This window comes from Microlunatus elymi (assembly GCF_007362775.1).
In the GTDB taxonomy this organism is placed as follows: domain Bacteria; phylum Actinomycetota; class Actinomycetes; order Propionibacteriales; family Propionibacteriaceae; genus Microlunatus; species Microlunatus elymi.
Genome location: NZ_CP041692.1, coordinates 2,749,647 through 2,774,036 on the forward strand (window position 1 = coordinate 2,749,647; position 24,390 = coordinate 2,774,036).

General features: G+C 67.4%; 22 protein-coding genes. 14 read left to right on the forward strand and 8 right to left on the reverse strand.

Annotation, left to right across the window (positions count from 1 at the left end; translation table 11 throughout):
* The first annotated feature begins 4 nt into the window (after positions 1-4).
* Both FOE78_RS12370 and FOE78_RS12375 read left to right on the forward strand, forming a co-directional pair.
* Complete coding sequence (locus tag FOE78_RS12370; protein ID WP_143986560.1) at positions 5-1,996, forward strand: APC family permease; 1,992 nt, start codon at positions 5-7, stop codon at positions 1,994-1,996.
* Between the two features lie 116 nt (positions 1,997-2,112).
* Entirely contained in the window at positions 2,113-3,327 is a 1,215-nt protein-coding gene (locus tag FOE78_RS12375) for a class I SAM-dependent RNA methyltransferase (RefSeq protein ID WP_323125686.1), read from the forward strand.
* A 61-nt stretch (positions 3,328-3,388) separates the two neighbouring features.
* Here FOE78_RS12375 and FOE78_RS12380 read toward each other — a convergent pair whose 3' ends face one another.
* Both FOE78_RS12380 and FOE78_RS12385 read right to left on the reverse strand, forming a co-directional pair.
* Entirely contained in the window at positions 3,389-4,483 is a 1,095-nt protein-coding gene (locus FOE78_RS12380) for an exo-alpha-sialidase (protein WP_143986562.1), read from the reverse strand.
* A 224-nt stretch (positions 4,484-4,707) separates the two neighbouring features.
* The gene (locus FOE78_RS12385) at positions 4,708-5,283 is read right to left on the reverse strand and encodes a TIGR03086 family metal-binding protein (protein ID WP_143986563.1); all 576 of its coding nucleotides are present in this window, start codon (positions 5,281-5,283) and stop codon (positions 4,708-4,710) included.
* A gap of 119 nt (positions 5,284-5,402) precedes the next feature.
* Between FOE78_RS12385 and FOE78_RS12390 the strand changes: the two genes are divergently transcribed.
* Complete coding sequence (locus FOE78_RS12390) at positions 5,403-8,216, forward strand: aconitate hydratase (protein WP_143986564.1); 2,814 nt, start codon at positions 5,403-5,405, stop codon at positions 8,214-8,216.
* A 4-nt stretch (positions 8,217-8,220) separates the two neighbouring features.
* Here FOE78_RS12390 and FOE78_RS12395 read toward each other — a convergent pair whose 3' ends face one another.
* Positions 8,221-8,958: an SDR family oxidoreductase gene (locus tag FOE78_RS12395; RefSeq protein WP_143986565.1), complete on the reverse strand. Its 738-nt coding sequence runs from the start codon at positions 8,956-8,958 to the stop codon at positions 8,221-8,223.
* Positions 8,959-9,112: 154 nt separating this feature from the next.
* Positions 9,113-9,661 (reverse strand): flavodoxin, encoded by a 549-nt coding sequence (locus FOE78_RS12400; protein WP_143986566.1) that lies wholly within the window; start codon positions 9,659-9,661, stop codon positions 9,113-9,115.
* 311 nt (positions 9,662-9,972) lie between these two features.
* On the opposite strand from FOE78_RS12400, the gene FOE78_RS12405 reads away from it, so the two are divergent.
* The 4 genes from FOE78_RS12405 (at position 9,973) to FOE78_RS12420 (ending at position 13,835) form a co-directional block, all read left to right on the forward strand.
* Positions 9,973-10,890 (forward strand): aldo/keto reductase, encoded by a 918-nt coding sequence (locus FOE78_RS12405; RefSeq protein ID WP_143986567.1) that lies wholly within the window; start codon positions 9,973-9,975, stop codon positions 10,888-10,890.
* Between the two features lie 88 nt (positions 10,891-10,978).
* Positions 10,979-11,875 (forward strand): helix-turn-helix domain-containing protein, encoded by an 897-nt coding sequence (locus FOE78_RS12410; RefSeq protein ID WP_143986568.1) that lies wholly within the window; start codon positions 10,979-10,981, stop codon positions 11,873-11,875.
* A 48-nt stretch (positions 11,876-11,923) separates the two neighbouring features.
* Entirely contained in the window at positions 11,924-12,823 is a 900-nt protein-coding gene (locus FOE78_RS12415) for an aldo/keto reductase (protein ID WP_143986569.1), read from the forward strand.
* 28 nt (positions 12,824-12,851) lie between these two features.
* Positions 12,852-13,835 carry an aldo/keto reductase gene (locus tag FOE78_RS12420; RefSeq protein ID WP_143986570.1) on the forward strand — a complete coding sequence of 328 codons (984 nt, stop codon included), beginning with the start codon at positions 12,852-12,854 and terminating at the stop codon, positions 13,833-13,835.
* A 94-nt stretch (positions 13,836-13,929) separates the two neighbouring features.
* Here FOE78_RS12420 and FOE78_RS12425 read toward each other — a convergent pair whose 3' ends face one another.
* The 4 genes from FOE78_RS12425 to FOE78_RS12440 all read right to left on the reverse strand — a co-directional run bounded on the left by FOE78_RS12425 (position 13,930) and on the right by FOE78_RS12440 (position 17,153).
* Entirely contained in the window at positions 13,930-14,250 is a 321-nt protein-coding gene (locus FOE78_RS12425) for a carboxymuconolactone decarboxylase family protein (protein WP_143986571.1), read from the reverse strand.
* A 137-nt stretch (positions 14,251-14,387) separates the two neighbouring features.
* Positions 14,388-14,921: a hypothetical protein gene (locus FOE78_RS12430; RefSeq protein WP_143986572.1), complete on the reverse strand. Its 534-nt coding sequence runs from the start codon at positions 14,919-14,921 to the stop codon at positions 14,388-14,390.
* 178 nt (positions 14,922-15,099) lie between these two features.
* Entirely contained in the window at positions 15,100-16,551 is a 1,452-nt protein-coding gene (locus tag FOE78_RS12435) for a hypothetical protein (protein WP_143986573.1), read from the reverse strand.
* Between the two features lie 170 nt (positions 16,552-16,721).
* The gene (locus FOE78_RS12440) at positions 16,722-17,153 is read right to left on the reverse strand and encodes a hypothetical protein (RefSeq protein WP_143986574.1); all 432 of its coding nucleotides are present in this window, start codon (positions 17,151-17,153) and stop codon (positions 16,722-16,724) included.
* A gap of 223 nt (positions 17,154-17,376) precedes the next feature.
* Here FOE78_RS12440 and FOE78_RS12445 point away from each other — a divergent pair, with 223 nt between their 5' ends.
* From FOE78_RS12445 to FOE78_RS23865, 7 genes are all read left to right on the forward strand, one after another.
* Positions 17,377-18,021, forward strand: coding sequence for a prepilin peptidase (locus FOE78_RS12445; protein ID WP_168207502.1), 645 nt, complete (start codon positions 17,377-17,379; stop codon positions 18,019-18,021).
* 125 nt (positions 18,022-18,146) lie between these two features.
* Positions 18,147-20,042, forward strand: coding sequence for a vWA domain-containing protein (locus FOE78_RS12450; protein ID WP_143986576.1), 1,896 nt, complete (start codon positions 18,147-18,149; stop codon positions 20,040-20,042).
* Between the two features lie 611 nt (positions 20,043-20,653).
* On the forward strand, positions 20,654-21,265 hold the full coding sequence (locus tag FOE78_RS12455; protein WP_143986577.1) for a hypothetical protein: 612 nt from the start codon (positions 20,654-20,656) through the stop codon (positions 21,263-21,265).
* A 179-nt stretch (positions 21,266-21,444) separates the two neighbouring features.
* Positions 21,445-22,167, forward strand: coding sequence for a Flp pilus assembly protein CpaB (cpaB, locus tag FOE78_RS12460; RefSeq protein WP_143986578.1), 723 nt, complete (start codon positions 21,445-21,447; stop codon positions 22,165-22,167).
* Positions 22,164-23,762 (forward strand): cellulose synthase operon protein YhjQ/BcsQ, encoded by a 1,599-nt coding sequence (locus FOE78_RS12465; protein ID WP_143986579.1) that lies wholly within the window; start codon positions 22,164-22,166, stop codon positions 23,760-23,762. The genes cpaB and FOE78_RS12465 overlap by 4 nt, the downstream gene beginning before the upstream one ends.
* Positions 23,759-24,133, forward strand: a complete 375-nt coding sequence (locus tag FOE78_RS12470; protein ID WP_143986580.1) for a TadE/TadG family type IV pilus assembly protein — start codon at positions 23,759-23,761, stop codon at positions 24,131-24,133. The genes FOE78_RS12465 and FOE78_RS12470 overlap by 4 nt, the downstream gene beginning before the upstream one ends.
* Positions 24,130-24,363, forward strand: coding sequence for a hypothetical protein (locus tag FOE78_RS23865; protein WP_210414556.1), 234 nt, complete (start codon positions 24,130-24,132; stop codon positions 24,361-24,363). The genes FOE78_RS12470 and FOE78_RS23865 overlap by 4 nt, the downstream gene beginning before the upstream one ends.
* The last annotated feature ends 27 nt before the right edge of the window (positions 24,364-24,390 follow it).

Here is a 24,390-nt window from a genome sequence, read left to right on the forward strand (position 1 = left end):
GGACGTGAACATCGCGGATGTCGGCAAGCGGCTTCTGATCGGCCGCAAGTTGCGCAGTACGCAGCTGGGCGAGACCCTGTTGCCGAAGCGCATCGCCCTTCCGGTCTTCGCCTCCGACGCCCTGAGCTCGGTCGCGTACGCCCCGGACGAGATCTTGATCACCCTGTCACTGGCCGGTGTCGCCGGGTTCGCGTACTCCTGGAAGATCGCGATCTTCGTGGCCATGGTGATGATCATCGTGGTGCTGAGCTACCGGCAGAACGTTCGCGCCTATCCATCCGGCGGCGGTGACTACGAGGTCGCGACCACCAACCTCGGTCGCAACGCCGGCCTGACGGTCGCGTCGGCGCTGTTGGTCGACTACGTGCTGACGGTGGCGGTGTCAGTGTCCTCCGGCATCCAGAACGCCGAGGCGGTGTTCCCGTTCCTGGCCGGACACGAGGCGTTCGTGGCGGTCCTGGTCGTGTTGCTGATGACCGCATTGAATCTTCGCGGCGTACGCGAGTCCGGGACGCTGTTCGCGATCCCGACCTACTGCTTCATGTTCGGCGTGCTCGCGATGGTCGTCACCGGACTGATCAGGATCCTGGTGCTCGGCAATGATCTTCAGGTCGAGACCGCCAAGTACGGGGTGCAGGGCGACTCGCAATACACCGGTCTGACCGGGATCGCGTTCGTGATCCTGATGGCGCGCGCGTTCTCGTCGGGCTCGGCGGCGCTGACCGGTGTCGAGGCGATCTCCAACGGGGTGCCGTCCTTCCGCAAGCCCAAGAGCAAGAACGCCGCGACCACGCTGGCACTGCTCGCCACGGTCGCGGTCAGCATGATGATCGGCGTGATCGTGCTGGCCAACCTGACCCATCTGCGGCTGGTGGACGAGCCGTTCAGCCACTTCACGCTGAACGGCAAGGTCGTGCACTTCGATGCCGACACCGCGATCGGCCAGCTGGCCAAGGTGGTCTTCGACTTCTTCCCGCCGGCCTTCTACTTCGTCCTGGCCGCGACCATGTTGATCTTGTTCCTGGCCGCGAACACGGCCTTCAACGGGTTCCCGGTGCTGGGATCGATCCTCGGCCGGGACGGTTACCTGCCGCGGCAGCTGCACACCCGCGGTGACCGGCTGGCGTTCAGCAACGGCATCCTGTTGCTGGCCGTCGGCGCGATCGTGTTGATCTTGGCCTTCGACGCCAGCGTGACCGCGCTGATCCAGCTGTACGTGGTGGGCGTGTTCGTCTCCTTCACCACCAGTCAGAGCGGCATGATCATCCACTGGACCCGGCTGCTGAAGACGGTCACCGATCCGGCCCGGCGGCGGCGGATGTATCGGGCTCGGGTGATCAACAGCGTCGGCGCGGTCTGCACCGGTGCGGTGCTGGTGATCGTGTTGATCTCCAAGTTCACCCACGGCGCCTACATCGCGATCATCGCCATGGCGTTGCTGTTCGTGATGATGAAGGGCATCCGCCGGCACTACGACCGGGTGGCCGAGGAGACCGCGATCGATCCGGACGAGGATCGGATGCTGCCGAGCCGGGTGCGCGCGGTGGTGCTGGTGTCCAAGCTGCACAAGCCGACCCTGCGGGCGTTGGCGTTCGCGAAGGCGTCGCGGCCGAGCGTGCTGGAGGCGATCACCGTCGACGTCGATCCCGAGGACACCGAGAAGCTGGTGCAGCAGTGGGAGGACGCCGGCATCCAGGTGCCGCTGAAGGTGATCGCCTCGCCCTACCGGGAGATCACCACCCCTGCGCTGGAATTCGTCAAGAACATCCGCCGGGAGAGTCCGCGCGACGTGGTCACCGTCTACATCCCCGAGTACGTGGTGGGGCATTGGTGGGAGCAGATCCTGCACAACCAGAGCGCGATGCGGCTGAAGGTGCGGCTGCTCTTCATGCCCGGTGTGATGGTCACCTCGGTGCCCTACCTGCTGCAATCCTCCGGCGCAGCCAGGCAGCGCCTGGAACGTTCCGCCGCCCGCCAGCGAACCTCCGTACGCTGATGCCGCCGGCGCAGGAACCGTCGGAATCCCAACCTCAACAGGGAGAACCGGTCGGCCCGGTCACGGTGGGACCGATCGCGCACGGCGGACATTGCGTGGCTCGCCATGACGGCCGCGTGATCTTCGTTCGCCACGCGCTTCCCGGTGAGCGGGTGATGATCAAGATCACCGACGACAGCAAAGAACGCTTCTGGCGTGGCGATGCGACCGAGATCCTGCAGCCGAGCCCGGATCGGGTGCCCGCTCCCTGCCCGATCAGCGGTCCGGGCGGCTGCGGCGGCTGTGACTTCCAGCATGTTGATCTTGCTGCCCAACGCCGGCTGAAGGCTGCGGTGCTGGCAGAGCAGCTGGAGCGGCTGGCCGGGCTGGAACTGGACGTCGCGGTGGAGGAGGTGCCGCTGCCGAGTGAGGTCAGCGAGCAGGGTGCGGCCATCGGTCCTTCGACAAGCTCAGGACTCGCGAACGGGTTGGGGTGGCGGACTCGGATGCGTTACCTGGTTGACGATCGGGGGCGGGCCGGGTTACGGCAGCATCGGTCGCATCGGGTGATCGCGTTGCCCGAGGAGGGGTGCCGGATCGCGGCTCCGGGAATTGCGCGGCCGGCCGATGGACTCCGAGGAATTGGCTCGGAACCGGCGCAGGACGGGACCACTTCCTCGGAGAGTGCGGGTTTGGTGGGCGAGTTGATCGGTGTCGCCGCGGCCGACGGTACGCACTGGATCGGCGACGAGTCCGGAGGGATCGGAGACGAGTCGGGGCCGATCGTCGAGCACGCGGCGGGACGCGATTGGCGGGTGGCCGGGGACGGCTTCTGGCAGGTGCATCCGGCGGCTGCCGACACCCTGGTCGATGCCGTACTGGAAGGACTGGCGCCGAGTGCAGGGGAGTCCGCGTTCGATCTCTACTGCGGGGTCGGATTGTTCACCGGCGCGTTGATCGACGCCGGCTGCCGGGTGATCGGCGTCGAGGCGAGCCGGCGCGCGATCACCGACGCCCGCCACAACCTGGCCGATGCCGGGTCGCGGGCACGATTCCTGGCCGCGCGGGTCGACCGAGCGCTGCGTCAGCCGAGGGGCAAGGGATCGCTGCCGCAGTCGACCGATCTCGTCGTCCTGGACCCGCCGCGTACCGGTGCGGGCCGCGCGGTGGTCGAACAGGTGGTGGCACGCGGACCACGCGCCATCGCCTATGTGGCTTGCGATCCCGCTGCCCTGGCCCGTGATCTGGCTTACTTCATGCGGCAGGGCTACCAGCTGGCGAACCTTCGCGCCTTCGACCTCTTTCCGATGACCCATCACCTGGAGTGCGTCGCCACCATCGTCCCGCGGTGATCCGCGAAGCGTCGACGATCGATCACCGGCACGGTCATCGACTGGTGGCGTGCCCGGGTGGCTACGGCCGCCAGCGGATCGACTCGATGTAGCGCTCGGAATCGCTGCCCTGGCTGGCGTAGTAGACGATCAGGATGCTGCCGTCTGCCATGGCCAGGGCTCGTGGATAGCCCAGGTCGGGATCGCCGAGATCATCGATCAGGACCTGCGGGGCCGACCAGCTCCGACCATGATCATCACTGATCACCGCCCGGATCCCGTACGGCATGGCCCGATGACCGTAGATCAACACCAGTCGGCCGGCGGCCGGCTTCACCAACGCCGGCGGGTTGCCGCCGCGGCCGGTGTCGGGCACCGGCGTGCTCCGAGGAACCCAACGCGACCCGTGATCATGACTGGCGAAGACGTCGATCCAGTGCGACCAGCGTCCCTCATGATCGGGGCCGGCGCAGCGGCGGGCCGTGATGATCACCCCGTCGTCGAGCAACACCGAGGACGGCATGATCGCAAAACCCTCCGGTTCGTCACCGACCCAGCTCCGACGATGCAGCGTGCGGCCGCCGTCGCCGGTCCAGGCACACAGCACGCGGCCCTCGCTGCCGTCGGCCTTTCCGCAGGTCAGCTGGAAGAGCGCCTCGTGCCGGCCGAGCGGGATGATGTCGGTCCGTGCGGACATCGCCGTCGTGCCCAGCATCGGGATCCGGTAGGGACCCTGCCAGGACCTGGCCCGGTCGGTGCTGGTGTAGAACCAGGACCGGGCTCCGGCCTCGATCCCGGTACGAGCGCAGAGCGTGATCAACTCCGGGTCGGTGAAGTCGATCGGATCGATCGGGCCAGCGAGATGATCATGGTCCAGTCGCGGTCCGATCTGCAGCCGTGGCTCGACATGTTCGTCCCCGGACAGCGTTGCGGCGCCGGTCGGGATCGCACCGGTGAACGGCTCATGATTCCAGCTGAGCCCGCCGTCGAGGCTGCGGGCCAGCACCGGTGCAAACGGCCGCGACTTGTCCCGAGGATGCAAGCCGCTGTCGATGCCCAACCAGCCGACGGCGAACATCGCGACCACTTCGTCGTCCCACCGCCAGAGTCCGTAGTTGGCCGGCCAGCCGGCGAGGCGGCCCGGCTCCCGGTAGACGGTTGTCCTGCTCAGCAACATGAGTGTCCGTTCGGGTCCGGGCCGGTGGTCACCTTCGGGTGATCACGTCGTGATGATCAAACAGCATGATCAACCGGGTTCGATCATCGGGCCACCGTGCTGCTGGCCGCGACCGGGGGCAAGACCGGCGACGTGTTCCCGCACCTGGCGGAAGGCGACCGAAGCCGAGCGGCCGTACTGAGTCAGATCTCCGCGCTTCGTAGGCTTTTCGAGGCCGCTCTCAATCAGCCGGCGGTCCAGTCCGGGTCGCGACCGGCCAGGCCGAGGACTCGATGCAGTTGCGGCGCGTCGTCGGCCACCGGAACCCGCGGCCCGAACAATCCGCTCCGATCGGGATCGTCGGGCACCTGGGCACAGAACTGCTCGACCGCATTCAGGGCCTCCGGCTCCACCTCGTACGACTGACCGGTCGCTGCGGCGAGGTCCCAACCGTGCAGCGTCACCTCGTCCAGGGCGACCAGGCCGGTGACCTCGCCGGGCATCTGCTGCCCGCCGGCCTTGCTCATGCCTTGCCACGCACTCGGGTCCTGCCAGGCTGCGGCGAGCTCGGCCAGACCGGCCCGGATGCTGTCGCGCCAGTCCTCGGGGAGCGGGGTGGTCGTCGGGTCCGGGGCGCCGGAGGTGGTCGGTCCGTCGATCTTGCGGGCAGCGTCCCGGAACGCGATCGACAGCCCGTGCAGATGATTGAGCAACACCCGTACCGACATCTGAGGGCAGGGCGTGGGCGCGTCCAGTTGATCATCGCGGACTTCGGCGACCAGCTGGGACACCCGGTCGGTGGTCGGTGTCAGGTCGATCATGGTCGGACTCCTTCGTCGTTCACGGCTCGGCGCCGCTGATGGCGGTCACGTTAGCGACCCGCCCCGACAAAGTGGTGATATCTTGACGTCGAGAGAGTTTCCACGACGACGGAGTGACTATGAACAGCGAAGCCCCTGTTGGTCCCAGCGTGAACAGCTTCGACGCCCAGGACACCCTGCAGGTGGGGGATAAGTCGTACCAGATCTTCCGGCTGGACAAGGTGCCGGGTGCCGAGCAGCTCCCGTACAGCCTGAAGGTGCTGCTGGAGAATCTGCTGCGGACCGAGGACGGCGCCAACATCACCGCCGACGACATCCGCGCGCTGGCCGACTGGGACCCGAATGCCCAACCCAGCAAGGAAATTCAGTTCACTCCGGCCCGGGTGATCATGCAGGACTTTACCGGCGTGCCGGCCATTGTTGATCTTGCCACCATGCGGGAGGCGTTCGCCGATCTGGGCGGCGATCCGAACAAGATCAACCCGCTGTCGCCGGCCGAGCTGGTGATCGACCACTCGGTGATCGCCGACGTCTTCGGCACCGCCGACGCGTTCACCCGCAACGTGGAGATCGAGTACGGCCGCAACCGCGAGCGCTACCAGTTCCTGCGCTGGGGACAGGGCGCCTTCGACGACTTCAAGGTCGTCCCGCCGGGCACCGGCATCGTGCATCAGGTCAACATCGAGCACCTGGCTCGGGTCGTCTTCCCGCGCGACATCGACGGCCAGACCTACGCCTACCCGGACACCCTGGTCGGCACCGACAGCCACACCACCATGGTCAACGGACTCGGCGTGGTCGGCTGGGGTGTCGGCGGCATCGAGGCCGAGGCCGCGATGCTGGGCCAGCCGGTGTCGATGCTGGTGCCGCGGGTGGTCGGCTTCAAACTCAACGGCAAGCTGCCCGAGGGTGCCACCGCGACCGACCTGGTGCTGACCATCACCGAGATGCTGCGTCAGCACGGCGTGGTCGGCAAGTTCGTCGAGTTCTACGGGCCGGGTGTGGCCGAGGTGCCGCTGGCGAACCGGGCGACCATCGGCAACATGAGCCCCGAGTACGGCTCCACCATCGCGGTCTTCCCGGTCGACGAGAAGACCATCGACTATCTCAAGCTGACCGGCCGCAGTGACGAGCAGGTCGCGCTGGTCGAGGCGTACGCCAAGGAGCAGGGGCTGTGGCACGAGCACGAGCGGGAGCCGAAGTACTCCGAATACCTCGAACTTGATCTTGGTACGGTCGTCCCCAGCATCGCCGGACCGAAGCGGCCACAGGACCGGGTGTCGCTCAGCCACGCCAAGCAGGGCTTCCGCGAAGCCCTGAAGGACTACGTGTCCGAACCCGAGCAGGGCTACGACGAGTCTGTCGCAGAATCCTTCCCTGCTTCGGATGTGCCGACTCACGACGGCGCCAACGGTGCTGCGGCGCCGAGCGATGTTGATCATCACCCGGACGGCGGACTCGGTCGTCCGAGCAACCCTGCGAAGGTCACCCTGGCCGACGGCACCGAATTCGATCTTGATCATGGTGCGGTGTCGATCGCGGCGATCACCTCCTGCACCAACACCTCCAACCCGAGTGTGATGGTCGGCGCTGCGCTGGTGGCCAAGAAGGCGGTGGAGAAGGGGCTGAACCGCAAGCCGTGGGTGAAGACGACACTCGCCCCCGGGTCGAAGGTGGTGATGGACTACTACGACCGGGCCGGCCTGACCCCGTACCTGGACAAGCTCGGGTTCAACCTGGTCGGTTACGGCTGCACCACCTGCATCGGCAACTCCGGCCCGCTGATCCCCGAGGTCAGCGAGGCGGTCAACGCGAATGATCTTGCCGTGGTCTCGGTGCTCTCCGGCAACCGCAACTTCGAGGGCCGGATCAATCCGGACGTGAAGATGAACTACCTGGCCAGCCCTCCGCTGGTGGTCGCCTACGCGCTGGCCGGCAGCATGGATCTGGATCTGACCCGTGACCCGCTGGGCACCGATCAGGACGGGAATCCCGTTTATTTGAAGGACATCTGGCCGACCGAGGCGGAGATCGACGAGATCGTGGCATCCTCGATCGGGGCCGAGATGTTCGCCCAGGGCTACCAGGACGTGTTCGCCGGTGATCAGCAGTGGCAGTCGCTGCCGACGCCCGAGGGCGAGACGTTCGCCTGGGACGACGACTCCACCTACGTCCGCAAGCCGCCCTACTTCGACGGCATGCCGACCGAGCCGGAGCCGGTCACCGACATCGACGGCGCGCGGGTGCTGCTGAAGCTCGGCGACTCGGTCACCACCGACCACATCAGCCCGGCCGGTGCGATCAAGGCCGACAGCCCGGCCGGCAAGTACCTGACCGAACACGGCATCGAGCGGCGGGACTTCAACTCGTACGGGTCACGGCGGGGCAATCACGAGGTGATGATCCGCGGCACCTTTGCCAACATCCGGCTGCGCAATCAGATCGCACCCGGCACCGAGGGCGGATTCACCCGTGACTTCACTCAGGACGACGCTCCGGTCACCACGGTGTACGAGGCGTCCGAGTCCTACGCCGCCGAGGGCACCCCGTTGGTGATCCTGGCCGGCAAGGAGTACGGCTCCGGCTCGTCCCGGGACTGGGCAGCCAAGGGCACCGCGCTGCTCGGGGTGCGCGCGGTGATCGCGGAGTCGTACGAGCGGATCCACCGGTCCAACCTGATCGGTATGGGTGTGCTGCCGCTGCAGTTCGGTGAGGGTGAGAACGCCGAGAGCCTCGGTCTGACCGGCGAGGAGACGTTCAAGATCACCGGCATCATCGGCCTCAATGACGGCGGCACCCCCGAGACGGTCAAGGTCACTGCGGGGGACAAGGAGTTCGATGCGGTCGTCCGGATCGACACTCCCGGTGAGGCCGACTACTACCGCCACGGCGGCATCATGCAGTACGTACTGCGCCAACTTGCCGGCAGGTGAGTGATCAGCCCAGCTGGTCGACGGGGCGCAGCAGAACCTCGTGGATGGCGAGGTGCCGCGGCCGGGCCAGGACGAAGGCGATGATCTCGGCGACCTCCTCGGGCTTGACGGTGGCCTGGTCGTAGCCCTTCTGCACCTGCGCTCGGGTGGCCTCGTGGGTGATGTGCTGGGGCAGCTCGGTGTCGACGACGCCGGGCTCGATGAGGGTGACGCGGACGCCGGGGAGTAGTTCCTGACGCAGGGACTCCGACCAGCCGTTCATGCCCCACTTGGTGGCGGCGTAGACGCCGTTTCCGGCACGGGCGGTGCGGCCGGCGACGGAGGAGATGTTGACCAGGTCTCCGGCTCCGCCGTTCTTGAGCTGATCGAGGAAGACCTCGGTGGCGGTGATCGCGCCGAGCAGGTTCGCCTCGATCATGGTCCGGTAGTCGTGGTGCTGTTCGGAGGAGAAGGGGCCCAGCAGCATGATGCCGGCGTTGTTGACCAGAACGCCGGCTCCGCCGAGCTCGTCCTGCACCCGGGACGCTGCGGCGAGCAGGGAGTCGCGGTCGGTGACGTCGGCCTGGATCGCGACGGAGCCGTTGCCGAGTTCCTGGGCGAGGGCCTCGATGCGGTCCAGGCGGCGGGCCAGCAGCGCGACCTGGTAACCGTCCGCCGCGAGGGCGCGGGCTGTCGCTGCGCCGATTCCGGAGGATGCTCCGGTGATGACCGCGACGCGGCCGACGCTCGGGTTCTCGTTCATCGGTTGACTCCTTCTTCTCGTTCATCGCATTGCTGCTCGTTCATCGCATTGCTGCGGCGCGGCGCGGCGGCGTCCTGCCGTCGTGCCTTGTCTCCATCTCACCGATGGCACAGCGGGCGAGGAAGGGACTGCCAGTTCCACCTTCCCGGCGGCGCTACAGCAGGTCGTTGGCGCGGAGCCAGTCCGCGACGGGAGCGGCTGCGCCGTCGACGTCTTCTCCGCGGACGGCGAGGCCGTCGGCGACGTCGCTGTCCGGCAGCGCGTCGCGGTAGTCCTGGTCAACGTCGCTCATGCCGGACACGGCGTAGGTGACGAACGGCAGGATCCGCTTGCCGGCGACGTCGACCGCCTCGACGAAGGTGGACATGATCATCGAGGTGCGCATGTTCCAGATTGGGCTGCCGATCAGCACGCTGCCGTACTCGCTCATGTCCGGAAGGTCCCCGGCGATCCGCGGGCGGGCGTCCTCGTTCTGCTCCCGCTCGTTGCGTTCGACCGTCGGGTCGTAGGCCTCCGGATAGGGGTCCGCGGCGAGGATCTCGAACTCGTCGCAGACGATCCGCTCGGCGATTATCTGCGCGAGCCGTTTGGTGTTGCCGACCTCGAGGTCGCGGCGGCCGCCCTCCCAGTAGTTCTCTCCGGGGCGGGAGAAGTACACGAGCAGGGCGCTCGTCCCCGGCGAGGTCTGGGCGCTGGGCGTCATCTCAGGGGTCGTCCGCTCGGGCTGCCGGGTCCGGCTGGTGGAATCGTCCTGCGGAGCGCAGCCGGCCAGAGCCGCGAGTGCGGCGAGCCCGGTTGCGCCCGCGAGGGACCTTCGGCTGATCTCGATCACGCATCCAGAACACCATCGGTCAGGGATGCGAAGAAGGAATCGGCTATCGGTGCACTGACAGTTCCTCCCTTGCCGGATTCGTCGCGCCTAGCGTGTGGGCCAGTCGAGAGAAGAAGGTAGGTCAACGCACGGAGAAGCGACGTCTCGGTCCCCTGGAGGTCTCCGCGATCGGGCTGGGCTGCATGGGGCTGAGCGCCAACTACGGCGAGTCGGTCGACACCGCCCACGGGGTCGGGCTGATCCGCGGGGCCCACGAGCAGGGGGTGACGTTCTTCGACACCGCGGAGGCGTACGGACCGTTCGCGAAAGAGGCCCTGGTCGGGGAGGCGCTGGAGCCGATCCGCGACCAGGTCGTGATCGCCACGAAGTTCGGCTTCGGCTACCACGGTATCGCCCGCACCGGCCTGGACAGCCGGCCGGAGAACATCCGCCGCGCGGTCGAGGGGTCGTTGCAGCGGCTGCGCACGGACCGGATAGACCTGTACTACCAGCACCGGGCCGACCCGCAGGTGCCGACCGAGGACGTCGCCGGGACGGTCAAGGAGCTGGTGGGCGAGGGCAAGGTCGTCCACTTCGGGCTGTCGGAGGCCGAGGCGGCCACGATCCGCCGCGCGCATGCGGTCCAGCCGGTCGTCGCGGTGCAGAACGAGTACTCGATCTGGGCCCGCGACGTCGAGGCCGAGGTGCTGCCCGCCTGCGTCGAGCTGGGCATCGGGCTGGTGCCATGGTCGCCGCTGGGGCAGGGGTTCCTGACCGGCACCGTGGGCCGCGGCGAGACCTTCGCCGCGAACGACATCCGCTCGCGGTTCCCGCGGTTCACCCCGGAGGCGCTGGCGGCGAATCAACCGGTGGCCGACTCGGTGGTCGAGGTCGCCGCCCGCAAGCAGGTCACGCCCGGGCAGGTCGCCCTGGCCTGGCTGCTGGCCAAGGGCGCGGCCATCGTGCCGATACCCGGCAGCCGCCGACCTGAGCGGGTGGCGGAGAACAACGCCGCCGCCGACGTCGCCCTCACGCGCGAGGAGATCGCCGAGATCGACGAGCGCTCGGCCCACCTCGCGGTGACCGGCGCGCGCGGCAGCGGGCACGAGACCTACGCCTGAATCGGCGGCACGATGAACCGCTGACGGGGGGCAAGGGGTGGACTGGCAGTTCCTCCCACGTCCCGCCGTCCTCGCTTAGGTTTGACGGATGGACCATCAGGACGAGGTGACCGATTTCCTGCGCACCCGCAGGGACCGGATCACGCCCGACCAGGCCGGCATCATCGGCGGCGGCCGCCGCCGGGTCCCGGGCCTGCGCCGCGAAGAGGTCGCGATGCTCACCGGGGTGAGCGTCGAGTACTACGCGCGGATGGAGCGCGGCGACCTGCGCGGTGTCTCGCTGGAGGTCCTGGACGCGCTGGCGCGGACCCTGAGGCTGAACGAGGCCGAGACCGACCACCTGGCCGACCTCGCGAAGGCCGCCGGTCCGACGCCGCCGCGGATGCGGCGCAGCAAGGCCAGGGAGCAGGCGGTGTCGGCCGAGCTGCAACGGTTCCTGGACGCCGTGACCGGCGCGCCGATGTACGTGCGCGACCGCCGGCTCGACTTCGTCGCCGCGAACGCGCTGGGCCGAGCGCTGTACGCACCGATGCTCGATGACCCGGCGAACCAGGGCAACACCGCCCGGTTCACCTTCCTCAGTCCCGCCTCACGGGTGTTCTTCCCCGACTGGGAGGTGAACGCCGACGACCTGGTCGCCACCCTGCGCACCTACGCAGGGCAGAACCCGCTGGACAAGCCGCTCACCGACCTGATCGGTGAGCTCGTGTGCCGCTCCGACGCGTTCCGGTTGCGGTGGGCCCGGCACGACGTGCGCCACCACCGCACCGGCCTGAAGCGGATGCGCCACCCGGCGGTCGGCGACCTCGAGCTGTCCTATCAGGCGATGGAGTTCCCGGCGAACCCTGACTGGTTCATGTTCGCCTTCACCGCCGAGCCCGGTTCGCCGAGCGACGAGCGGATCAAGTTGCTCGGCAGCCTCGCCGCGACCCCGGAGCTCGTCCAGGAGGCGGGCCGGCGCGACCGCCGGGAACGCCAGGGGTGAACTGACAGTTCCTTCCTGACCGCGCCGGGCCCTCCTAGCGTTGGTGCCATGAGCGAGAACATCACCCTGAACAACGGCGTCGAGATGCCCGCCCTGGGCTTCGGCGTCTTCCAGACCCCGCCCGAGGAGACCGAGGCTGCCGTGGCCGAGGCGCTCACGGTCGGCTACCGCCTCATCGACACCGCCGCCGCCTACGGCAACGAGCGCGGCGTCGGCGCCGCGATCCGCGCGTCCGGTCTGGACCGGTCCGAGGTGTTCATCGAGACCAAGCTGTGGATCTCCGACTACGGCTACGACGAAGCCCTGCACGCCTTCGACAAGTCAGCCGGCAAGCTCGGCGTCGACCAGATCGACCTGCTGCTCCTGCACCAGCCGCTCACGAGCGACTTCGACAGGACGATCGGCGCGTACACGGCGCTGGAGAAGCTCCTCGCCGACGGGAAGGTCCGCGCGATCGGGGTCTCCAACTTCATGCCCGAGGTGCTCGCCCGGCTGTCCGAGACCGGCGTGGTGCCAGCCGTCAACCAGGTCGAGGTGCACCCGTACTTCTCCCAGCCCGCCGTGCAGAAGGCTGACGCCGAGCACGGCATCCTCACCCAGGCCTGGTCACCGATCGGCGGCATCACCTTCTATCGGGACGGGCAGAAGAGCACGCTGGAGAACGAGGTCATCGGCGAGATCGCCAACCGGCACAGCAAGACGCCGGCGCAGGTGATGCTGCGCTGGCACCTGCAGCAGGGCCGCTCGGCGATCCCGAAGTCGGTCAAGCCCGAGCGGATCGCGGAGAACTTCGACGTCTTCGACCCTTCGACAAGCTCGGGACAGCGCTTCGAGCTGACCGCCGACGAGCTTGCTGCCATCGACGCACTGGACACGGGCGTGCGCAGCGGCCCCGAGCCCGACTCGATCACCCTCGAGAGCTACGGCCGAGACATTCCCGAGGCCTGAGCCTCGCCACCGCGAAAGGAGACAGCAGATGGACAAGCGCACGCTCGGAACCGGCCTCGAGGTGTCAGCGATCGGCTTCGGGTGCATGGGCCTGAACCACGGCTACGGGCACAGGTTGAGCGAGAACGAAGCCGCCGCGGTGCTCCGCCGGGCGGTCGACGTCGGAGTGACCTTCTTCGACACCGCCCAGGTCTACGGGCCGCTGACCAACGAGGTACTCGTCGGCAAGGCGCTCGCTCCGGTGCGCGACCAGGTTGCGATCGCGACGAAGTTCGGCTTCGACCTCGACGGGACCCGGGAGTCGGGGCTCAACAGCGAGCCCGCCTACATCAAGCAGACCGTGGACGCCTCCCTGCAGCGCCTCGGCGTGGAGAGGATCGACCTGCTCTACCAGCACCGCGTCGACCCCGCCGTGCCGATCGAGGACGTCGCCGGGGCCGTGAAGGAACTGATCGAGGCCGGGAAGGTGGCCCACTTCGGCCTGTCCGAGGCCGGCGCGTCGACCATCCGCCGGGCGCACGCTGTGCAGCGGGTGGCTGCGCTGCAGAGCGAGTACTCGCTGTGGTGGCGCGAGCCGGAGGCCGAGATCCTGCCGACGCTGGAGGAGCTGGGCATCGGCCTGGTGCCGTTCAGCCCGCTCGGCAAGGGGCTCCTCACCGGAACCGTCGACGGCTCGAGCTCCTTCGCCGAGGGCGACGTCCGCGCCACCCTGCCGCGCTACGGCGAGCAGAGCCGCGCTGGCGGCGAGCAGCTCGTCGACCTGGTCACCGACATCGCCCGGAGCAAGGACGCCACGCCTGCCCAGGTCGCCCTGGCGTGGCTGCTCGCCCAGCAGCCCTGGATCGTCCCGATCCCCGGCACGACGAAGATCCACCGCCTCGAAGAGAACACCGCCGCGGCTGCCGTGTCGCTGACCGACGACGAGCTGGCGCAGCTGGCCGAGCTGTCGGCGCAGATCGACACCACGGGCCCGCGCTACCCGGAGAAGATGCAGAGTTGGATCGACCGCTGACGTCGCAGCTCCACCGACGACGAGGCCCCGCAGATCGCTCCGCGGGGCCTTCGCGATGGTCGACGTGAGGAGTGAGACACCGCCGTCCTGCTGCTCAGCGGTCTTCGAGCACCCGCTTGAGCGTCGTCGCCGCGGTCATCCCCGCCGGCCAGCCGGCGTAGAAGGCCAGGTGCGTGGCGACCTCGGCCAGCTCGTCCTGGGTGACGCCGTTGTCCAGCGCCAGATTCAGGTGCGAGCGCAGCTGGTCGGTCCGACCGAGCGCCGTCAGCGCCGCGACGGTGACCAGGCTCCGGTCCCGCGCCGACAGCTCAGGCCGTGCCCAGACGTCGCCGAACAGCACCCCATCGGTCAGCTCCGCGAGCTTGGGCGCGACATCGCCCACCAGCTGCTGCGCTCGGCTCTTCTGCTCGGTCATGCAATGCCTCCTGAAGATCGGTCAGGAAACAGGAGTGTTCCCTGCGATCGACGCTACGGCGGCAAGGCCGGGGGAGGGAGGAACCGTCATTACACCCAAGACGAGTGCGCAGCTCGGCGTCTCGCGATCGGCTCGGATTACTGGCTGGGGTGGAGTTCCATGGTGTCCAGGACGTGGCGTTCCAGGTCCTGGTTGTACTGCGGGCTGAGGATCGACACCGCGACCGACTGCGGGTAGGGCCAGCGGACGGCCACGATCCACTCGCCGTTGACGGGGTCGCCGTTGTTGTTGGTGATGGTGTACCGAGTGAGGGTCGCGGTGGTCGCGCCCTTGATCTTGACGTCGCGCTTCTCGACGATCTTGAAACCCTGCACGCCACCGAGCCGGGCCTTGCCCTCCAGGGTGCCGACCGCCTCGCGCGCGGTGGTGTACTCGCCGAAGTCACCGGACAGTTGCATCTGCTCGACGGAGTCCTTCGACAGTCGGTAGCCGTCGGTCCACGGCTTGGTCACCTGCATCTTGGTGGACCAGTTCGCCGGCCGGTCGACGGTGAGCTTGCCGGTGGACACCTCGACCCAGTCCTTGGCGCCGGACGCGCAGCCGACCGAACCGACGGCCAGGGCGGCCGCAACCACCAGGGTCACTACGCCGCGTAGCTGGCGATGAAACATGCTGCTCCCGTTCAAGATCAACTTCCAAGATCAACTTCCGAACCCGCCCGATCCGGTCCGGCGGTCGGCCGCCGGTGGCTCGAAAGGCTCCGTCACTGTACCCAAGCCCGGCAAGGATCCCGGCGTTCGCCCATCAGCCCTCCAACGACTTGGCCCGGACCAATCAGCCCCTAGACGATCAGCCCAGGCATTCCGGAAAGTCGACCGGCGTCCGTACGCCGCTGCTGTCGGGCGCGTCGAGATAGCTCGCCTTGACCGCCTTGTTGTCCTGTGTGGTCAGGGAGAAGTCGACGCCGAGGGCGACGCCGAGCTTGACCTCGGCGGCGAACCCCTCCTTGTCGGTGATCTGGTCGTAGCTGACCTCGCTGGACTGTGCTTGCTGGTAGAAGAGGTTCTGGATGTCGTCGTTCGGTTCGGCCTTGGTCGGATTCAGCATGCCCGGCGTGATGATGCCGCCGTAGTCGAGCCAGGTGTTGATCATGTTCCGCTGCTCGTCGGTGCTGACGTTCAGGCTGGACGTGGTGACGGTGACGTCGCCGGCGCCGGCGCTCGAAGAGCTGCTGCCGCCGAGATCGGACTGCCCGTTGTTCACCGTGCCGGTGATCGAGCCACTGCTGGTGCTGGTCACCGTGACATTGGTGATCTTGCCGTCCTTGTCCTGGGTGATCGACATCGACGACCCGAGCAAACCCTTGACCTGGCCGGAGAGCGGGCCGAGGGTGCCGTCGGCGGAGGCGTAGCCGGTGATGTTGGTGGTGTAGGTCGTGGTGTCGGTGTCGGAGTTGGTGATCTGAGTCCATTTGCCGCTGCCGCCGATGGTCAGGCCGGCCTTGGCCAGCTTGAGGTTCGGCACCTTGGAATCGTTCTCGGTGCTGCTGCTGCCACTGCTGGTCGGGTCGTCCTGCTTGTCCCAGGGCAACGAGACGCCGAGGCTGCCCGTGGCTGATCCCTCGACCTCGATCGAGGTGACGCTCTGATTCGGCGGCTTCGGCGGGTCGACCTCGCCCATGGTGAGAACGGCGATGGCCCCGCCCGGCTGCTTCATCATCTCCTGCTGTGCCAGGTAGTCGTCCAGTTGGTCCTTCATCTTCTTCGCCTCGTCGGCGTCCTTGAAGGTCCAGGTGCTGCCGTAGTCGAACTTGACCCCGGCTCCGAAATCGACCTTGGCCTCGGCCTTCAACTTGCCGATGTCGAACTTGGCGCCGACGCCGCCTGTGACCCCCAGCCCGGCGCCGTCGGTGGCGGTGTAGGTTACGGTGCCGTCGCTGTAGGTGGTTTCGATGAAGCCGGCGTTGTTGCCGATCTTGATGAACGCGATCTTGATCTCGCTGTTCACCTGCTCGCTGTGATCGCTGATCCGGCACTTCTTCGGCTTCGGGTCGAAATCCTTGCCGTTGTTGGGATTTCCGGGGTCCTGAGACCCTGAGCAGGAGCCCGCTCCGAGCGCCGTCTTCACCTTGCAGATCGCGTCCTGGGCCAGCTTGTCGAACTGCCCTCCCTGCAAGGCCAAGATCGCCCCGACAGCAACGACGGCGGCCAGCGCGATGGCGGCGACGTATTCCAGCGTGCCCGTACCGCGCTCGCGCTGTCGCGAGCTGCGGACGCCCGCGCCGGAATCGTGTTGCGTCATCAAGTCTCCCGAGAAGTGCCTGGGCCCGATCGGGCCGCGAGGGTCAACCGTACGAAAAGCGGGGTGCGCAGTGGTGGGCCCGCGGACCCATCCCTGGGCCCAAATCCTTCCCGGGCCCCGGCGCCTGGGCCCCGACGTTGGCGGAATCGCGTCGGCCCGGACCGTCGCGGCTACCGCTGTCGGTCTTTGAGTCTCCAGGTCGCACAGAGCGTCAGCAACTGGATGGCGGTCCCGACCGGAACGCCGATCAGAACCGTGGCCCAGGGCAGCGGCAGCAGGGCTTTGCGGACCACCTGCCCGGCCGCGTACATGAGGATCCCGCCGAGGATGACGACGTCGACGACCGCGGCGGTGATCAACTGCGGCAGCAGGCTGACGCGTTGCACGATCAGCCCGGCGGCTACTCCGGCGGCGAAACCCGCGATCACGACCACCGCGTAGCCGGAATACGGCACCCGGCCGATGGCACGAAGATTGCCGAGGATCAGACTGCTCAGAAGGGTGCCGGCAATCAACGCCGGGCAGACGACGAGGAACATCCGGACCGCGGAACGCAGCCCGGACAACTCGGCGGTAGCGGACCCCGGTGAGGACAACTCCACGGGCTGACCGTCTCTGGGATGGCCGTAGGACAAGGCGATCGCCCTTCAGTGCAGGCATGGTGGTTGATCTTGAGCTGCTCGCGTAACGTTCACGAACGGCGCCCGGCGGATCGCCGAAGACGCGACCCTCGAGCGCGGACACTGTATCCGTTGCCGGGGTGACACCGAAGTCCGAGTTGTGACCGACGTGAGCCGGAAGAGACAAGCGAAACCTGGGAGATCCGTGAGTCAGTGGTGGTTGGTCGGCCTGGCGGCGGTGTTGTCCGCCGCAGCAGCCTGGTGGCTGCACCGCGGCAGTTTTCGGTACGACGATGACGTGATCCATCACCGCCCGCCGGTCTGGACCGTGCCGGTGGTCGCCGTGGCCGGCAGCGTGCTGGCCGCCCCGCTGGTGGCAAACCGGCCGGTCCTGGTGAACCTGATCTTCGTCCTGGCCTGGGTCTGGGCGGTCGTGCTGGCCTTCATCGACTTCTCGGTCCGCCGACTGCCGGACAAGCTCACGCTGCCGGCCTACCCGCTGGCCGCACTCGGTTTGGCCTTGTGCAGTTGGCAGATCGGTGACTGGCAGGCACTCCTCTGGGCGGCGATCTGCGCCGCGAGTGCCGTCGTCGGGTTCCTGCTGCTCGCCCTCTTCGGGTCGAGCAAGGAGGGCTTGGGACTCGGAGACGTCAAGCTGGCAGGGGTTCTGGGCGGTTTGCTCGGCTGGCTCGATCCGATGGTCGCCGTGCTCGGACTGCTGACCGGATTCATCCTCGGTGGACTGGTCGCGGTGGTGATCATGATCGCCCGTCGCGGCGGACGACAGAGCCACATGACCTTCGGCCCGGCTATGATTCTGGGCGCCTACCTGTGGGCCCTACTCGGCTGATGGTGATGATTCGGCGATCTGGAGTTGCCATGACAGGGTTGGCTCATCGCGTTGATCGGGGTTAATGAGGGGGATTCGTGCGCCCATCGGCGAGAAACCGGGCAGTCCGGGCTGGACTGGCGTTGTTGGCGTCCACGGCCCTGATTCTGGCGGCGGCAAGCGCACCGGCATCGGCCGACGAGCCGGAGAAGACGAAAATTCTCTTCCTGCTCGACGTATCCGGATCGATGAACGAAAAGGTGTCCTCCGGCGGCACCAAGTTAGCGGCGGCCAAACAAGCCGTTAAGAGTGTCGCAGGATCATTACCGGATAATGCCGAAGTCGGCCTGCGCGTTTATGGATCGAAGATTTCCGAACCCAAGGAAAAGAATCCGAAAGCCTGTCGGGACACCGATCTCGTACTGCCGGTCGGCCCGCTCGACCGGGGCAAGCTCGACACCGCCGTGGGCAGCTTCAAAGCGGTCGGGGAGACGCCGATCGCGTACTCACTGACCAAGTCCATCGGCGATCTCGGATCTTCCGGCAAGCGGGTGTTGGTGCTGGTCTCCGACGGCGAGGAGAACTGCGTCAAGGATCCGTGCCCGACGGCGAAGAAGTTGGCCGGGTCGGGTGTCGATCTGCAGTTCAACGCGGTCGGCTTCGATGTGAACGCCAAGGCTCGCAAACAGCTGAAGTGCATCGCCGGCGCCGGCAACGGCTCCTATTACGACGCCGATCGGTCCGGCGATCTGACCGATTCGTTGCAGAAGATCACTACTCGCGCACTGCGTCCGTTCCAGTTGTCGGGTACGCCGGTCAAGGGCACCGATGATCCGTCGTCAGCACCGGCCATCGCCGACGGCCAGTACACCGACCGATTCGCCAAGTCGGTGCAGGAGCGGTACTACCGCATCGATCGGCAGCCGGGCCATCCGGTCTCGGTGTCGCTGGCCGACGTCAACCACGCCGCCGGTGGTTATCGGATGACCAGCTACAACCTGGAACTGCAGACCGCCGACGGTCAGACCTGTGACTCGGCGCGCGGGGGATCGACCTCGTTGGGGTCGGCCAAGGTGGCCACCACCGTGGTGGGGGCACCGGCCACCGGTTCGGCGGCGAGTTCGTCGGGAACCGACGATCCCTGCGTTGCCGAGCCGTTGGTGCTGAAGGTCCAGCCCAGTCAGTTCGTGGAACAGCAACCGGTCCTGCGGATCGAGCTTCGGGTCTCGTCGACTCCGCCGGCGACCAACGTGACCGAGTTGCCTGAGCCGGCCGGACCGGCGGGCACGGCCAGGACCGTCAAGGCAGCCAAGCCGGTCCGCCACGTGGTCGGTGGGACGTCGTTCGTCGATGCGGGCAGCCTGCAGGCGGGGACCTGGGACGACACGATCGCCGTCGGCGAGACGCTGATGTACCGGGTGCCGGTCAAGTACGGGCAGCGGCTTCGGGTGACTGCAGATCTGCCGAAGCGCGGAACGGATTGGTCGCCCGGTGACACGGACGGGTTCTATCCCGGCCTGACGCTGTTCGGCCCCGATCGCGCCGAGCTGACCTCGAAGGAGGTCTCGGTCACCGGAGCGGGTGGCGGTGACGCCCGCTTGAGTGCAGTCACCACCCAGGTCCGCTACCGCAATCGCGAGAGCGCGGATCGATCGGTTCGCTGGACGTCGCAAGCCGGTGACTACTACATCGGTGTCTCCCTGGGGGCCCTGCAGCCCGAGTTGACCGGCCGGCTGATGCACATCCGGTTGAGTGTGGCGGTGGACGGTGCCGAGTCAGGAGTGCCGCAGTTGACCGCCGCATCGGCGTCCGCGTCGCCGTCGGCCGGCTCGACCCCGTCGACCTCGTCGACCTCGGCAGGCACTGCAGCGACCGACGCGACGCCCGGCTCGAACGCCGGCGATCCCGCCGACACGGGTGACGGCAACACCGGTAACGATCACACCGGGCTGGTCGTCGGCGTCGTGGTGGGCGGGCTGGTGTTGGCCGCAGCCTGTGTCGGCGGAGGAATTCTGATCGGCCGAAGCAGGCGGCGGAGCTAGCGCCGCTGCTCCGGCCACAGATGGGCTTTGTACGAGCCAAGTGCCGTACGAACATCTCCGCAATGTTTCCCGGACAGGTCCAGCTGTGGGCTGCTGATTTGCCGATGGGGGCTTCGCCCTGCCATCATCCTGATGCCTATACCGGCGATATCCGGTGTATGGCTCAGTCTCTTGGGGGAGAATTTCCGTGCGTCTGTTGACGACGAACCGTGATGTCCGGGGTGTGCCGACCCCCGAGACTGCGGCCGTCCCGGCGCTCAGTTCGCTCGGCGTCGGGTCGAGCAGACGAGCCCGAGTCGTCACTTTGACGCAGGTCGGACGAAGTAGGCGACGAAGGTAGCGGCGTTTTGGCCCATTGCCTCGGTACGCTTCTGGGGAAAGATTTCATCCGATTGCGAAGCGCCCGGTGACGTTGGGCAGAGTAATTTTGGGGGTTTTGCATGGAGATCGTTGTTCTCGGCGCAACGTCGTTGGGCACGGCAAAGGGATTGTCGACGGCGGCGCCGTCAGGATTGCTTTCCCTTCTGGAAACCGAGAATTCAACGGCAGAGCATCTCCTGTTTCTTGTGCCACAGGGAGCACTTGTATCCGCCCGTGAACAGGCTCACGTGGTGCTGGCCGGCCGACCGGCCATGAACATTTGCGTGCTCGGCGCCGACCATCATCCGTTGACCCTGGCAGTGGCCGGTGCGGTTGTCGGTGATCTTGCGTCCAACGGCGGTTGGACCGATCCCGGGCATGGCGTGCAGCTGGCTCGGCAGACGCTGCGGCAGTGCAGGAGTCTGGTCTGGCATCGGCAGCTGTTCGGGCTGCAGCAACCTGAACCCTCGTTCGGCCGGCGCTGGCTGTCGCTGCTGCCGTCGCGAACCTTTCTGTCCCAACTGGGCGACGATGATCTGACTCCGTTGCCGGCCACGGTGCCGACGTCGGCCGGGGAACTGCTGTACGTGGGCGGCCCGGTCGGTCCCGAGCTGGAACGCGCACTGTCGGCGACCCAGGCCCATCGGATCGAGGTCGGCACCACGGTCCGAGCGCCGTACCGGACCAAGGGGTCGATCGAGCTGACCGCCCTCACCCCGCCGCAGCTCATCGATGCACCGGCTCGGTCCTGCCGGACCTGCGACGCCGGCCTGGTCGACGGTTGGTGTGCGTTCTGCAACCAGCGGACCGACGGGCCATCCATGATCAACAGCGAGCAGCCGGTGTCGGTCCCGACCGCTTGAACCCACACAGGGTTCGCCCGAACCGCCGTTCGCAGCAACAAGAAGTTCCCGGCGACAAGACGTGCCAGGCAACACCGAATACAGGCAGCACGAAATAGGCAACACGAAGCTCGGAGCAGCAGGCGTTCAGGCCCGCACACGTTCGGAGCAGGAAACGTTCAGGAAGGTAACCAAGTCATATGAACCCCCGCCAACGACGCGGCGTATTGCTGATGGTGCTCGCCGCTGTCGCCGCCGTGGTGGTGTTTGTCGGCGTCTCGACCTACGTCGGAGACGTCAACAGCAAGGTCGGCCCGACGGTGACGGTTTACCAAGTCACCAAGGACTTGCCGGCGTTCACCACGCTGTCGAACAAGAACACCGAACCGGTCCAGGTGCCTGAGCGCTACGCGGCCGCGAACACCAAGCTGCAGGCCCAGGCGATCGACGGCCAAGTCACCGCAGTCCCGCTGACCGCCGGTGCCGCGGTCAGTACCGACGTGTTGGTGCCACAAAGTGATCTTGACCCCGACGAGCGGGAGGTCGCGGTCAACGTGAACGCGGTGACGGGACTGGTCGGCCGGATCAAGCCTGGTGACAGGGTCGACGTGTACGCGACGTTCGCCGACGTCCCCGGACTTCCTCAGCAGGCAAGGATCCTGGTCGAGAACGTGCGGGTGGTGTCGATCGAGGGCCAGAAGCAGGTGCCGTCTGCCGACAAGCAGACCATGCAGGACGTCATTCCGGTGACGTTGGCGCTGAAGTCGGACGCCGCACTGTCGGTCACCTATGCCAACTCCTTCGCCAAGGAGGTCCGGCTGGTCGGGTTGCCGTCCGGCGTGGCCCAGGACCGCAGCGGCGAGGAGAAGACGTACGACGCCGGCAAGCTCGGCGGCACTGCTATCCCGGTGGAGCAGAGATGAATCGCGCAGTTATTGCCGTTGCGGACCAGGTGATTCTGCAGGAGCTTCGCTCCCGCCTTGATCAAAGTGAGATGCAGGTCGAGGTCGCCTTCATCGCAGAGTCGACCACCGAGTTGCCGAGTGCGGTGTTGACGCACAAGCCGTCCGTGGTCTTCGTTCATGATCAACTCGGCCCGGGGCTGGTCAGTCAGGTGGTTCGTGACCTGACGCTGCGTAATCCCGCGCTGGCGGTGATCGTGATCACCGCCTCGCCGTCGGTGGCCAGCTACGGCGCTGCGTTGGAGGCCGGAGCCCGCGGCATCCTCAGCTATCCGTTCGGGCTGGAAGACCTTGATCAACGGATGGCGGCGGTGCTGGAGTGGGGCCAGACCGTACGCCGGGTGATCACCGACCAGCAGTCGGCCGCGCTGGCGGAGAATCGTGGCGGCCGGGTGCTCACCGTGACCGGCGCCAAGGGCGGGGTCGGCGCGACCGTCGTCGCATCCCACCTGGCCTGGGATGTCGCAACTCAGCAACGGGATCTGCGCGTCTGCCTGGTTGATCTGGACATCGAGAAGGGTGACGTGCCGAGCTTTCTCGACGTGTCGCATCGCGTCTCGGTGGCCGAACTCGCCAAGATCAGTGACGACCTGTCACCGCGGGCCGTCGCGGACACGGTCGTGGTGCACACCAGCGGTCTGCACCTGCTGTTGGCCCCGGTCGAGATCCGGGACACCGAGGCCGTCACCCCGGAGGCGATCCGCCGGATCGTCGCGCAGTTGCGCGGTTCGTACCACGTCGTGATCATCGACGCGGGAGCCGCGGTGACGACGACCCAGGCCGCCGCGGTGGAGACCGCCGACATCACCCTGCAACTGGTGACCGCCGACGTGCCGGCGCTGCGCGCGGCCCGGCGTCAGGTGACCTTCTGGGAGTCGCTCGCGGTCACCAACCCGGACGGCGTTCATGTCGTCGTGAACCGGTTCGACCGCAGCAGCGAGATCCAGCAGGACACGATCGATCAACTGGTGCTCGGCCGCCGTTCGGAGATCCTCATTCCCGACCTGGGACGCGGCCTCGAGCGGGCCGGCAACAGCAGGACGCCGGCCGAAGTTCGCAACCAGGCTTGGTGGAAGAGCCTTCGGGCCATCGCCCAGGAGGTCGGCCTCGTCCGGCCGACCACGAAGCCCGGCAAGCCTGCCCGTACCGATGATTCTCCGCCGGGCCCGGCGAAGTCCGGCGGTTCGCAGAAGAAGTCGCTGACCGGGGCGGGCAGACGAGCGAAGGCCGAGTCCGGCCAGGTCGCGCTGGAGACGGTGGCGTTGGTCCCGGCCGCTCTCGGTGTGCTGGTGCTCTGCCTGCAACTCGTGCTTCTGGGGCTGGCCTTCGTCTGGTCCGGCGTTGCCGGAGACGACGCGGCCCGGGCCGCGTCGCTGGGCCAGGATCCGGCCGCGGCCGTACGGAAGGCCGTGCCCGCAGGATTCGACGGCCGGGTGGTGTCGTCGACCGGGCAGCGGGTGGTCGTCCGGGTCAGCAGCCCGCTGCTGATCGGGCACGGCGTCGCCCGCGAGGTCAACGTCGATGTCGAGCACACGACCGTACGGGAGCCACGATGACCAGCCGCGACCTGTCCGTCCTGCCGTCCCGACACCGAGGAGCCCGGCGAGCCCGGCGAGAACGTGGCACGGCCAGCCTCGAGTTCGTCGGCCTGCTGCCGGTGGTGCTGATCGCGATGGTGCTGGTGCTCCAGCTCTTCGCGGCGGCGTACACCGCTCACGCGGCACACCAGTCGGCCCGGGACGCCGCACGCGCCTACTCGTTGGGGGAGTCGCCCCAGGCAGCCGCCGAAGCGAGCCTGCCGGGCGGTGTTGATCTTGTCTCGGTCTCCACCTTCGGCCCGCACCACGGCGTACGGGTGGTCGTCCGCGCGCCGTCGGTGCTGAAGATCGGCGACCCGCACTTCAGCAGTGAGGCGACGATGCCATGAGAAGCTCCTTCAGTCAGAGTTTCGCCCGGCCCACCGCCGCGGTCACCAGTACGCACACCGCCGACGACGAGGTCGTCCGCAGATTTCGCCAGATCCTGTTGGACGAGGTGGACCTGCAGGAACTGTCCCGTCTGCCCGGCGAGGAGCGACGGGCCCGGCTCGAGCGGGTGCTGGCCCATCTGATCTCCCGCGAGGGGTCATCCTCTCCAGCCGGGAACGGTCCACCCTGATCCGTCGCGTCGTCGACGAGGCGATCG